At 67.0% G+C, this 11667-nt stretch carries 12 protein-coding genes; 3 read left to right on the top strand and 9 right to left on the bottom strand.

Annotation, left to right across the window (positions count from 1 at the left end; translation table 11 throughout):
* Positions 1 to 221 precede the first annotated feature (221 nt).
* Positions 222 to 395 (top strand): hypothetical protein, encoded by a 174-nt coding sequence (locus ABNQ40_RS34655; protein WP_391349635.1) that lies wholly within the window; start codon positions 222 to 224, stop codon positions 393 to 395.
* Positions 396 to 567: 172 nt separating this feature from the next.
* On the opposite strand, the gene ABNQ40_RS34650 is transcribed toward ABNQ40_RS34655, so the two are convergent.
* Positions 568 to 2151 (bottom strand): hypothetical protein, encoded by a 1584-nt coding sequence (locus ABNQ40_RS34650; RefSeq protein ID WP_391349633.1) that lies wholly within the window; start codon positions 2149 to 2151, stop codon positions 568 to 570.
* Positions 2152 to 3254: 1103 nt separating this feature from the next.
* On the opposite strand from ABNQ40_RS34650, the gene ABNQ40_RS34645 reads away from it, so the two are divergent.
* The gene (locus tag ABNQ40_RS34645; protein ID WP_391349632.1) at positions 3255 to 4154 is read left to right on the top strand and encodes a hypothetical protein; all 900 of its coding nucleotides are present in this window, start codon (positions 3255 to 3257) and stop codon (positions 4152 to 4154) included.
* Between the two features lie 19 nt (positions 4155 to 4173).
* On the opposite strand, the gene ABNQ40_RS34640 is transcribed toward ABNQ40_RS34645, so the two are convergent.
* Positions 4174 to 5391, bottom strand: a complete 1218-nt coding sequence (locus ABNQ40_RS34640; protein ID WP_391349630.1) for a hypothetical protein — start codon at positions 5389 to 5391, stop codon at positions 4174 to 4176.
* 154 nt (positions 5392 to 5545) lie between these two features.
* Between ABNQ40_RS34640 and ABNQ40_RS34635 the strand changes: the two genes are divergently transcribed.
* Positions 5546 to 5770, top strand: coding sequence for a hypothetical protein (locus ABNQ40_RS34635; protein WP_391349629.1), 225 nt, complete (start codon positions 5546 to 5548; stop codon positions 5768 to 5770).
* Between the two features lie 1221 nt (positions 5771 to 6991).
* Here ABNQ40_RS34635 and ABNQ40_RS34630 read toward each other — a convergent pair.
* From ABNQ40_RS34630 to ABNQ40_RS34600, 7 genes are all read right to left on the bottom strand, one after another.
* Entirely contained in the window at positions 6992 to 7351 is a 360-nt protein-coding gene (locus tag ABNQ40_RS34630; protein WP_391349627.1) for a hypothetical protein, read from the bottom strand.
* Entirely contained in the window at positions 7351 to 7683 is a 333-nt protein-coding gene (locus ABNQ40_RS34625) for a hypothetical protein (RefSeq protein WP_391349626.1), read from the bottom strand. Before ABNQ40_RS34625 ends, ABNQ40_RS34630 begins: the two co-directional genes overlap by 1 nt.
* A gap of 24 nt (positions 7684 to 7707) precedes the next feature.
* Positions 7708 to 8964 (bottom strand): type II toxin-antitoxin system HipA family toxin, encoded by a 1257-nt coding sequence (locus ABNQ40_RS34620; protein WP_391349625.1) that lies wholly within the window; start codon positions 8962 to 8964, stop codon positions 7708 to 7710.
* On the bottom strand, positions 8961 to 9227 hold the full coding sequence (locus ABNQ40_RS34615) for a helix-turn-helix transcriptional regulator (protein ID WP_252141555.1): 267 nt from the start codon (positions 9225 to 9227) through the stop codon (positions 8961 to 8963). The genes ABNQ40_RS34620 and ABNQ40_RS34615 overlap by 4 nt, the downstream gene beginning before the upstream one ends.
* A 219-nt stretch (positions 9228 to 9446) precedes the next feature.
* On the bottom strand, positions 9447 to 10403 hold the full coding sequence (locus tag ABNQ40_RS34610; RefSeq protein WP_391349624.1) for a tyrosine-type recombinase/integrase: 957 nt from the start codon (positions 10401 to 10403) through the stop codon (positions 9447 to 9449).
* The gene (locus ABNQ40_RS34605; protein WP_391349623.1) at positions 10400 to 11224 is read right to left on the bottom strand and encodes a hypothetical protein; all 825 of its coding nucleotides are present in this window, start codon (positions 11222 to 11224) and stop codon (positions 10400 to 10402) included. Before ABNQ40_RS34605 ends, ABNQ40_RS34610 begins: the two co-directional genes overlap by 4 nt.
* Positions 11221 to 11466, bottom strand: a complete 246-nt coding sequence (locus ABNQ40_RS34600) for a hypothetical protein (RefSeq protein WP_391349622.1) — start codon at positions 11464 to 11466, stop codon at positions 11221 to 11223. The genes ABNQ40_RS34605 and ABNQ40_RS34600 overlap by 4 nt, the downstream gene beginning before the upstream one ends.
* Positions 11467 to 11667 lie beyond the last annotated feature (201 nt).

The following is an 11667-nucleotide window of genomic DNA, read 5'->3' as shown; positions in this document are numbered from 1 at the left end:
ACGGCGGTGGCCATCGTCGGACCGATCACCGCCTCCGGATTGATGGCTTTCCCCTCCTCGAGGGAGGCGGGAACGCTGTCGGTACATCGACGGCAAGCTCGCGATGAGCAACGGTCACGAATGGCTGCAGCCCCGGCGTCACCGCGACATGGTACAGATCCGTCTGTTGATGTCGCCGCCCCCGCTCCGCCCCTCGCAACTGGAAAGGCGTCTGCTTCGTCATGTTCATCATCTCCGAGGCGGAGACCGCCGCGGTGCTGGCCGCCTACCAAAGAGCCGGTGAGTGGGCGGCGGTCGTCGAGCTGCGCCGGCTGTTCACCGGCATTCAGGACAACGCGTCGGCCCTCCGGGCGGTGCGGGCCATCGTGTCCCGTGCCGCAGCGCTGGAGCGATGATCCGCAGCCACGTGAGCGTGCCAAGCAGACAAGGGAAACGGTGCCCGTGAAGCGGGGACGTCACCGCTCCTCTCCCTTCAAAGAGCGGTGAAGCGCCTCGGGTTCGGCGCAATGACCGCCAAACCAACGGCGGATCACCTGGCCCCGCTCTGGCGCCCCCACCACCGCAGGATCACATCTCGATCCCGCGGTACCGCGTCGATGCCAGGAGCTGCTCGGCGCTGCTCTTCACCCACTCCGCGGTCCATGCGCCTTTCCCGTTGGGGGTCTTCCTCAGGTACTGGAGGAGACCGGCAAGTTGTTGCAGATCCGCCGGATCAGGCCGCTGCCGCAGGACGTCCAGCTCCCGTTTCTGGCGGCGGATGGTGTCCTCATCGTCCAGCAACCGGGCAATGAGCTGGTCCGGGGTGGCCGGCTTCCCATCGAGGGCGACGCCCGTGCGTTCGACCTCCCGTACCACCTCGCGCACCAGGGGCGGGCGGGCCAAAACCGCGGCCTCCTCCTGGCGCGCCCGGTCACGCTCCTGTTCCGCCATGGCACGGGCCTGTTTGTCGGCGTGCGCCACCCGGCGGGCCTGCCGCAGCGCCATCAGCAGCCGCACCGCGGCGCCGGCGGCACCGGCGGTCACGTCCCAGCCGTCCGGCAACTCCACCTCCAACTGCGTCGCCAGGTCGGCGGCGGTCTGGCGCTGTTTTGGACTGGGCGGCGGCGCGTTTGTGCGCGCCCGCTCTTCGGCGATGGTGACCCGCAGCCGCTCCGCGCGGTCCTTCCACACCAGGAGCTGGTCGAGGATCGGCTTCATCCGGGCCGCCGACACCCGGCCGCGGCCGGCGCGGACCGCCGCGACATCCATCGCCAGAGCGACATGCCGCGCGGCGGCCGCCGCACCGGCGGCGCAGCGCCGCTGCTCGGCGACATGGGCCTCGCGGGCTTGGCGAACCGCATCGGCCTCGCTCTCGGCCATCCTGTTGGCCAAGCCCAGACCATGGTCGCTGGCGCGTGCCCGGTCGGGCGCGCGCAACGCCACCTCGGGCCGCCGGCGCTTGGCGGGACGATCGATGCCGGTTTCGGCGAGGCGGCCGCCATGCCACGCCGCGGCGAGCTGGATACCGCGCTCCTCCGCCACCGCGTTGATGGCGGCGGCCACCACCTCGCGGCGCCAGGCGCGCAGCGCCGCCGGGCCGGCGAGGACCGGACGCGCGCCACCGCCGCCCTTCACTCCGGAACGCCCGGCTGGCGCGGCCTCCCAGGCGCCGTCGGCGCGCCGGCTGCAGTGGCGCGCGGCGACGGTCATGTGGAGGTGGGGCTGATACTCGCCCTTGCCGTTGCGCGCGTGCACCGCCCAATGAGCGGGATGCCCGGCCTGCTCGAACCAGGCGGCGATGCGTTCGGCCACCGCGCGGCGCGCGGCGGCGTCCATCTCGCAAGGAAGCTCGGCGATGACGCGCCGGGCGACCACCCCGTTCTTGCGCGTGGTCGCATCGGCGCAGGCGTCGAGTGCCGCGCGCATCTCGGCGCGCCCCTGCCCCCCTTCGCTCTCCAGCTCGTCGGCGCGGCTGCGGTGGCGCTCGACACGCGCGTCATAGTCGAGCCCGCCGGCCGCGCGCCGCGCGCCGCCATTGGCGTGGGTGATCGAGGTGACGCGCGCGTGGAAGGTCCGGCCGCCTCGGCCGACGCGACCGGAGGCTTTCGGCGCGCGCGCGGCGACCTCGCGGTAGCGGCCGACCTGCCAGTCCTCTTCGACGCGCGCGGGCATGCGCTTCTCCACCCTTGACCGTTTTGGCAGTGATCCATACCCAAATACCTTTTTGACGAAAAAGTAATTGGGCATGGATCACTGTCTATTGGGGTAGGCTATACCGAAATCGCAGGCAATTCCAGCAGGACCGGGAGCCAAAGGTCACGGCGCGCGCGGCTGTGGCGGGAGCTGCGCGCGCCGGATGCTGACGCGCGCAGCTTTCATGGACGAGGCTCAGTCTCACGGCTCAGCCACAGCGTATGGCCACATCCGAGACGTCATCGCGCGGCGCGCCCAGCGCGCGTCTCGGATGCACGCGCGCTGCCGCGCGCGCCCTTGCTGGTCCCGGCGCGCGCCGGTGGCGCGCCCGCGCGCAGACGCCGCGGCGCGGGTGCCTGTCCCGCGCAGGGACCACCGCCCAACAGATCGGGATGCGTTCCGTCGCCGCGCACGGCGTCTTGGCGGGCCGATGGTCGACCACGTGGTGGCGCGGACAAAAAGCCGGGACGCGGCCGTGCGCTACCGGCGCGTTCGTCAGTGGCGAGGTCCCCGGCGCTTTTGGAGCGGCTGTTCCGCGCGGCACAGCCCAGGTGCGCAGGATGGAACCGAGACCTTCTTGAACCAGCGGGACCGTCCCGCGGTTTGGTCGATCGCCCGCTCCGGTGCGCAAGATCTCAAGCCGGGCTGCGCGCCACACCAGTACTGCTTTCGGGCAGACGCTGGCCATCGGGTCGTCGGCCCTTGGGCAATCCGCACATTGCAGCGCTCACGAGAGGGAGTTCGGCAGATCGGACGGAAGGAGGCGGACGGCGTCGGCGCATGGCCGGCATCCAGACAATGAAGCGACCGGAAGCCCCCTGCATTCAGCAGGAGCATCGGCGTTCCTTGGATTGCGTCAGGGTGGCTCCTCCGACTATCGCCTCCATGGGCGACTCGGGAGACAGACTGTCCCGAAATTCCGCTCTCGGCTGCCCTAGGAGCATCAATGTCGAAAAGAAAGCCAAGAAGAGCAGAAAATTTTCTGCGTCAGTCTGTGCTATGCCTTATTGAATTGCTGGTTACGGGCATAGCACAGAATCGCGAATAAGTCAAGACTTGACTTCTTGCTTATCGGAATTCGGTTGACCTATTCATCACTTACGATTCCTCCTTTTTCAGAAGAAAGCGCTTTCCGCTTTTTTCAGCGAATGAGGAGTGCGATGGAGAAAATCATATATTTGATCCGCATCACGGAAGAAGAAATCGAATCTAAAAAATACGTTCCAATAAATCTGAAGGATTGCGACGAGGATCTTCTGATAAAGTACCACGAAGGAACGGCACAAGCGGATTTATTGGCAAGGCGCGGCTACATATTCGAACACAATAGTATTCGCATCAGTAACGCGCTTATCGCGATTCAGCGAGAAACAAAACGTCGCTTCCGGCGATTTCTCCGCTTTTCCACGTTTGGGGGGTCTGGGTCCGACTGCGCAGAACTGACGCTCGATATCCAGAAGGTCCAGGAGGTTTCTCTCACGCGTGCTCCCCCCACTCCCCGGAAGAGCGACGCCCAGACGGAGCCCCTGCGTTCGGTCACGCGCGACCATGGCCCTGTCCAGCCTCCTACTGCCGAGATCACCCGAACCGCGAAACCGGTGGCTCCCCCTCCCGCAGCCCCTCCTCCTGCACACTCACCGCTGCCGGTGCTGACCTTGGAGGCCGATGACCATGGCGGCCTGGAGCGGTTGCGGGAACACCTGCTCACGGTCACCAACGAGGACATCCGTCGGCAGGAACTGACGCAGGTCGCGGAGATCAAGAGGATCTGGGGTGATCGCCTCCTGCTGGCTGGTGAGAGACTCACGGCCGAACAAATGGTTGTCCGGGCTTTGGCCACTGTTCGTCAGGAAATGGCCGAACGCGGCATGATCGACGCCGGCAAGCAGTCGCTCGGACAAAAAGAGGAGGCGCTCTTCCGGCAGACTATCCAACGACGTCAACAAGCCAACCGCAACCGGAACCGGGGGTACGAGATGTGAGGCCGGTGCTCTGACCACTTCACTCGTCCTCGGCGAACAAGCCGCGGCTTTCGAGGCGCGTCTCGAGAGCCGCGGGTGCCATCTCGGCCTTCAGGCGGTCAAGACGGGCGCGCACCCAACAAACGAACCGGCCGACCCGGGGCGGGATCTCCGTCCCGGCAAGCGCCGCGTCGAGGGCGATGACATACCGCTCAAGCTGGAGGATGCGCTCATGTTCGACGATCAGTTCGTCGAGCGCCGTGCTCCGCCGCTTTTCAAGCGCCGCACGGCGCTCGGCCTCCGCCCGCCGACGCGCCTGCTCTTCCGCCTCCCGGCGCCGCCGCTCGTCGGCGTCGCGGTTCTCCCGCTTGGTGACCGCCATGGCGACGACCTCGGCGACGATCGTCACCGCCATCGCCTCAAGTTTGCGCCGGCCGTGGTCGGCGTAGGTGCGGCGCATGGCCGGTCCCCATGGACTGTCCCGACGGACGCGGACCTCCTCCAAACGCACGGCGAGACGGCCCTGATGACGCTCTTCCCATTTCGGGATGTGCGGCCGCCCCCATCCAGAGGCATGGCCATAGCGTTTCCGGTCGGCCTCTTGCTTCGCCTCCCAGACCGCGAGCGCCTGGAGCTCGGCCGGGGTGGCGGTGTGCGCGACCTTGTCGGCGACTTCCACGAGCTCGACGGTGACCGTCTCCCCCTCCACCTCGAAACGGGCGGAGCCCTCCCGGGCGTCGAGGACGACGCCACGGCTGGCGGCGGCGCGCGCGAGTTCATCCAGCACCACGCCCACCCGGCCAACCGAGACTGGACGGACCGTGACCTGGATGACGCCGGCGCCGCGGACGCTCACCAAACCCTGGGGATCCGGCTTGGCCTTTGCCAACTTGGCGAGAGTGGCGTCGACCAGCCGGTCGCGCGGCGCCGGAACGGAAACCGTCGCGGGCTCCGTCCCTGCCCTCACCGCCTCGCGTGCTGCGGCGGCCGCCGGACTGACAGCCAATCCCAGCCCTGGGTGGATAAGGATGCGGTCGCTACCGGCCCCATCGGATGGCCGCGGCGGCAGCGGGATCACGCGCACCGGCTTGTTGTGGGCTTTCTTCATCCAGTGGCCGCAGGGCGGGGTTGGCACCTCATGCTTTTTGCAGAGCGTCTGGAGCGCCGTGCCCGAAAGCCCGAACTCGGCCGCGAGTTTGGTCATCGGCCGCTCCCAGACCAGGGCATGGAGTTCGGCGCGCGTCAGGACGGTCGTCATCAGGGAATCCTCCCCCCTTCGCAGCGCGTCCTCCCGGATGCCGACGGTTCCTCCTCGCGAAGCGCCTCCTGGCCGCCCCCGTGAGGCTGGACAGGGCGCATCGCGCGGTGTTTGGCTGACGGGCCCTGCGTAACCAGGTCGGATGGAGGCGGTGATGAGTGTGACCCTGCGGTTCCGCGAGGAGGGGCCTGCGTTCGAACGCGCGAAGGCCGTTGCGGACGATCTCGGGCTGTCGATCGAGGATTATCTGCTGGCGTGCGTTGCCGAAGGGCACAAGGTCCTGCGGGCCCGCGCTCCGTCGACCTGGCTGGACCGCGAGGAACCAGCCTTCGTCCGACGCGGCCTGCCGCCATCCATCGCTCTGGCTGTGGTGGACTGAACAGGACGAAAAACGTTTGTTGCCTCGCCGGCTGCCGCTCCGCGACCGTCCCGGCCGTGTGATGGTCGACCCTTTGGGCGCCTGGAGCCGACACGGGGTGCGGGATGGAAAAAGGACGGTCCATCGCAGTCTCCGGTCCTGACTGCCGGCATAAGCGGCGCTGAAAAGCGCTGTGCGCGCGTCAACAGGGTTTCAGCACGCCGCCACCCGCCCGACCGGGTCACACCGAACGATGCTTACGGTCGGCAAGCGTGCCTACTTCCTCGCAGGGCGGTTCGAGGGAGGATCAGGATAACGGAAAATCTCCAGCTCGGCACCCCTGGTCAGTGCTCCTCGAAGCAGGGGTGTCCTCACGCCAGAACTGCCGCTGTTCGGACAGCGCCGCCCGCCAGTCCAGGACCGCCTGTGCAGCGTGCGCCATGGCAGCGGGCACGGGGTCGGTGGCCTCGTCGACGGCTTCGGCTCTTGCCTGCCATCTCGCATGGCATGCGGACTATTCTGCCGTCGAGGACCAGCTGCTTGGGGTCAGGATGCAGAGATAACGATTTGGCTGCGGAAGCGGATTCGGCAGGGATGGCGGGTGCTGTACCAGGATCGACTCCGCCACAGAGGCGGTCGGCTCACCCCGCGGGGTGAGGCAAGCCCGTTGATGACGCTTGAGTGCCGGATCGTTCATGCTTCCCTCTCCTTAGCCCTCACCATTGGTGCTGCGCGCGCAAAGGCGCGCGTCTTCGCATGGGATGGCCGGCTAGCTCTCGCCAGATACCGGACGTTTGCCCGAGAGCAGCCCGAAAGGCGGCTGCTTCGCCGGGCCGGTCACCGAAGGTGTTAACGGGACTGTCACTGCCCGCACTCCATTCGCCAGATCGATAAGCCCCAACCTCCTCTGCGACCCAGCCGGCGTGGTCTCGGTCCAGCCCATACTGGACGGACCCGCGGGCTTGAAGGCCGGGGTCGGTGAAGGGGGCGGTTTCGTCGTCATAGAGGCGTCCCTCGCGAAGGTTGAGGTGAAAAGCTTCGTAATAAGAAACGGCCCTGACTGCCGGCATGAGCGGTGCTGGAAAGCGCTGTGTGCGCGTTAACAGGGTTTCAGCACACCGTCCCCCCGCCCGACCGGGTCACGTCGAAGGCGCTTACGCTCGGCGAGCGTGCCGACGTCCTCGCAGGGCGGTTCGAGGGAGGATCAGGATAACGGAAAATCTCCAGCTCAGCCCCCCTTGGTCAGCGCGTTCCTGGTTCATGCTTGTCCTCACGCCAGAAATGGAGGTGCTCCGGCAACGCCGCCCGCCAGGTCAGAACCTCCTGAGCCGCGTCGAGGCAATCTTGCGCCCTCGGATTGTTCGGATGTCTGGCCACGAGCTGCTCGCAGGTCGCGCGGTAGGCAAGCCAATCCTCCGTCGGCGATTCCCGACTAGGATTGTCCAGCAACCACGACACCGGCCCCTTCACTGGCTTGGTCGGCGTTCCCGGCGGATGCTGTGCGTAGACCGAGTCCAGCATCGAAGATGCCGGCATCCCCTGCATGTTGAGCAAACGCCGCTGCATCCGAAGCGATAGCGTTGAGGCGTTGGTATTCATCATCAGTCCTCACGCCAGAAATGCAGGTGCTCAGGCAGCGCCGCCCGCCAGGTCAGGACCCTCTCGGCCGCCTCTAGATAGGCCGCCGCCAGCGGATTGCCCGGGTTGCGCTCCACCAGCCTGACGCAGGTCTCGCGGTAGGAAAGCCAGCGGGAGGTCGGCGCGTCCCGGGTCGGATCGGTGATCAGCCATTTCTGCTGGCCCGGAACCCCGGTCGGAGTGCTCGACGGATGCTGTGCGTAGAGGGATTCCTGCGGCGTCGAGGCCGGCACGCCCTCGATCGTCAGGAAGCGCCGCTGCGCCCGCGACGGTGGATTGGACAAGGTGATGTTCATCGTCCCTCTCAGTGTCGTCGTTGATCAGGGTTTTCTGCCGGTCCGCCGCGGCGCGATTACGGCGCCGATCCGGCTGCGTGAGGTCCGCCCCACCCCACTATCCTCGGCAAAGTCGCGCCAGCGGTCCACCGCGCCGCGCACCTGGTCAATGATGCCGGTGACATCGGCCGGCGGGATGGAGAACTCCGCCGCCATCGCCCGCAGCTGCCGCTCACCGGGTTCCCGCCCTTCGCCCAGGATGGCGGTGAAATGCTCGCCCCCGGGTCCGTCCGCATAGGTCAGGTCGTAGGCGGGCGCCAAGGACCAGCTGCCCGTCCGGTCCATCAGATAGGCGAACTGGCGGCCGTGATCATCCCGATTGTGGGCGAACACGTTGAAGGCGGCGCGCCGGAACATCTCGACCACCGGCCGGTGATCCTTGGTGAGCTGGAAGGTGAGGATCATCAGCGTCTTGTAGTCCAGGCTCGGCTGCCGGAAGTCGGCGTGGAGGTGGCCACAGGCGGAGTGGAGGTGAGTTCGGCCGGCCGGACCGACACGGTCGAACCGCTGCGCTGCGAAGTAGGCGGGCGTCTTCGGGCTTCCGCTCGGCAGCAGGCGGGTGGGCGGCAGGGTCAAACCGGCGGCGCGCGCCATCCCGGCATAAGCCTGCTCGATCGGACCGATGTCCGCCGGGTCGTCCCTGCCGCGGAACTTCACCAGCCAGTGCGACCAGCCCTCCGGCGCCACCAGGGCGCCATGGATCAGATCGCCGCTCTGATCGTCGCGGCAAACCACCGCCTTCGGCCGGGCGCCGCCGGGCGAGCCGCCCACCCGCAGCAAGGTGGGGAAGAGCGCCTCGGGCGCCCCTTTGAGGACTTGGCGGCTCTGCGCGGCGATCCGGTCGAGATCGATGGCGCCGGTGTCCACAGGCTCCTCGGTTTCCGGCCGGTAGACCAGGGCTCCCATCGCCCATTCTCCCATGCAGGCCAGCATGTCGAGGGGCGTCAGCGAGAGGGGATTGATCTTGCTGGTGGTCGCCCGGCGATGGATCAGCAACCGCCCCCACCCGTCGGGCAGGCTGTCGTCGAACACGCCGTGGAGACCGGAGAACGGCGCGTCCGGCCCTTGCAGAACGCCTGGGCGCGGGGTTCGCAGAAACCAGGACAGCACCCGGCCGGAAGCGAGGAAGGCGTCGTCGAACTCGACATAGGTTTTCCCGTCACGGCTGGCGAGGCGGCCGACGGGTTCCTCGTCGCCCTCCCCCCAGCGCAGCGACACCGCCAGAACGCCGACATGCTTCATCGGACCACCGTCCGGCGCTTGCCCCGCTGCCGCTTCGGCCGCTCGATCACCTCATCGAGGCTGCGGAACTCCGGTTCCGGGAACAGCGCGCCGAACGCCTCGATCGCATCGAGCACGACGGCGACGCGGATCAGCGCGTCGAACGCCAGCTTGCCGCTGGCCTCGAACCGCCGCAGCGTCCAGATGTTCACCCCGCTGCGGTCGGCGACCTCCTGCTGGGTGAGCCCAAGAGCGACCCGCCGGGCGCGAGCCCGCGCGGCCACGCTCCGCGCCACATCCCCAGGAGCCATGAGGATGAGTGGGATCATTAGACAAGTTGTTTCAGATATTCCGCCATAAGTTGGATTATGATCCAACTTGTGTCTGGGCACAAGGCAGTGCCACTCAAAGCGGCCTGCGGCGAACCGTGCCGACCGCACCTCCTGAAGGGACCGCTGTATCGGCCTCGGACCAGTGCGGCCAGCATCCCCCAGATCTGCCCCTCAAAGCCGGATGCGCTCGACCTCGTCCAGACTGACCCGATCGCCGCGGCGGTCGTAGAGCTGGGTGGTGCGGGTGGAGGCGTGGTTGGCCATCGCAGCGGCGGTCTCCAGCGTGCCGCCGTTGGCCAGGTAGGCGGTGATCCCGGTGGCACGGAAGCTGTGGCAGCCGAGCGGGGTGGCGATGCCGGCAGCAGCAGCCCGCCGGCGCACCATGGCGTGGGCGCTCGCCTGCGGCAGCGGCCGGTCGGACAGTCGGCTGGTGCCGCGGCCGATCGTCCGGAACAGTGGCCCTTTGGGCTCGTCCCGCAACCCGCTGTCGTCCAGGTAAGCCACCAGATAATCCTCCAGCGTGTGGTGGCAGGGCAGGGCGTGGGCCTTGCCGCCCTTCTCGCGCAGCCGCACCCACAGCCGACGGCTCTGGGGATAGACGTCCTCCACCCGCATCGCCAGGGCGGCGCCAACGCGGGCGAAGCTGTAGACCATCAGTCCGATCAGCGCGCGGTCGCGCAGGCCGATCACCGTCCCGACATCGATGCTGTCGAGCAACGCCCGCGCCTCGGCCGGATCCAGCACCGGGGTTTTGCCGACCCGCACGACATGCCGCGGCCCCCGTACCGAGGCCGCCGGGTTCACCGCCACCACCTGGCCCACCACCAGCCAGTCGAACAGGGCGCGCACTGCCGCCAGACGCTGCTTGGCCGTCGGCGCCGTGTGGCTGCGCGTCAATCCCTCGATCCAGGTCGCCACGTGCAACGGCTGCACCGCGGTGAGCGACGGCACCCCGGCAGCCTCGCACCAGCTCAGGAAATCGGTCACGCCGCGGACGTAGGCGCGGCGGGTGTGCGGGTTGCGGATGGTGACGGCGAAGAATTCGAGAAACCGAACGGCCGCGTGTTCGCCGACGGCCGTGACCAACTCGGAAAGGAGTGGTGAAGGAAGGGGCTCCAGGTGGTTCACGAGCCCGCCATCTGATCGAAGCGCCGCAGCAACAGCGCCGCCGTGAGCAACACGATGTGCAGTCGGAATGTGCTGTCATCCTCGTCCGAGAGACCGGGATGCGCGCCCTGCGGATGCAGGCGCTTCACAAGCCCGTTGATGAAGCCCATTCCCCTATCATCCCACTCGTTCAACGCACTGCTGAGGAACCCCTGGGCCGCCAACTTCGTCCGCCGTGGCTGCCCGCTGCCGAGGGCGCCGGCACTCGGGTCTAGTCTGACGGCCAGCTCGTCGAGCAGCGCATCGAAGAAGGTGCGGAGCTGACCGTTTGCCGACGCCCAGTTGCCGCGCGCATGCGCATCGAACGCCTGTTCCAGGTGCCCCTTTGCCGTGGCCAATCCGTGCCGATCGAGCAGGTGAACCAGTTCGGACTCGGTCTCCGGAAGGGCTAGGTCGGCCGGCAGGACTCGCCTGAGCCCCCCATCGGCGACAACGAAGCCCGCCTGCTCCAAAGCGCGCTTGAAGCCCTCCATGGCGGGCGTCAGGCGTGGCGGCGACGACCATGGACGCTTGGGTTCGGTTGGCGGAAGCAGGGACATCGCTTTCTCCACGATGACCGCTTCCAACGTCCCACCATCGACGGGATGCGCGGGATGCTCGTCCACAAAGCCGATCAGATCGTTCATCCGCTTTCGGACGCTGACGCCTTCTCCTCGAACCGCCGCCTTGACGTCCGGACCGAGCGTCAAAAGGAAATGCGACGTGTCAGCCTGGGTCAGGTGCTCGTTCAGTACGTCGATCGCCGTAACCACCGTGCGGCGCGGGAAAATGATCTGGTTCATAGGGGCAGCTTATCGCCCGAAACGATGAGGGTGCCTGCAGGATCAAACTTCTTCCAGCCCTCACTTGTGGGAGTGCCATGGATGGTCGTATGCGCCCAGCTTTCGTACCGCGCGACCAACGTTCCCTGCTCATCGTATTCTTCGTGGGTCCAACTTTCGTTCTGCCCGCCGGCACGGCTGCGGAACTCAGTCTTAAGGACGTGGGTGGACGGTATCCCGAATATCTTTTCGAACTTTGCCACCTCAGTTCCTCTCTGCACTTAGAGCTGATCAGGAGAGCTTACCCCCTCCTATATAAGTGATAAAGGACATTATCACACATAAGAGAAGGGGGGGCTCTGTGGAGCCTGGACGCAGCTGGAGGAACGATCGCTCATTGAATATGATAAACGCGCAGTAGGATCGCATTTTCTGCTTGTGGCGCTCACCGTTGAAGAATATGG

This window comes from Azospirillum sp. A23, from assembly GCF_042938965.1.
In the GTDB taxonomy this organism is placed as follows: domain Bacteria; phylum Pseudomonadota; class Alphaproteobacteria; order Azospirillales; family Azospirillaceae; genus Azospirillum; species Azospirillum melinis.
The sequence above is the reverse complement of the archived record's forward strand: the minus strand, read 5'-3'. Positions and strand labels throughout refer to the sequence as shown.

Bases quoted from the DNA above. Each gene is read 5' to 3' on its own strand.
- ABNQ40_RS34655 (WP_391349635.1), top strand. From the start codon at position 222: ATGTTCATCATCTCCGAGGCGGAGACCGCCGCGGTGCTGGCCGCCTAC.
- ABNQ40_RS34650 (WP_391349633.1), bottom strand. From the start codon at position 2,151: ATGCCCGCGCGCGTCGAAGAGGACTGGCAGGTCGGCCGCTACCGCGAG.
- ABNQ40_RS34640 (WP_391349630.1), bottom strand. From the start codon at position 5,391: ATGACGACCGTCCTGACGCGCGCCGAACTCCATGCCCTGGTCTGGGAG.
- ABNQ40_RS34635 (WP_391349629.1), top strand. From the start codon at position 5,546: ATGAGTGTGACCCTGCGGTTCCGCGAGGAGGGGCCTGCGTTCGAACGC.
- ABNQ40_RS34630 (WP_391349627.1), bottom strand. From the start codon at position 7,351: ATGATGAATACCAACGCCTCAACGCTATCGCTTCGGATGCAGCGGCGT.
- ABNQ40_RS34625 (WP_391349626.1), bottom strand. From the start codon at position 7,683: ATGAACATCACCTTGTCCAATCCACCGTCGCGGGCGCAGCGGCGCTTC.
- ABNQ40_RS34620 (WP_391349625.1), bottom strand. From the start codon at position 8,964: ATGAAGCATGTCGGCGTTCTGGCGGTGTCGCTGCGCTGGGGGGAGGGC.
- ABNQ40_RS34605 (WP_391349623.1), bottom strand. From the start codon at position 11,224: ATGAACCAGATCATTTTCCCGCGCCGCACGGTGGTTACGGCGATCGAC.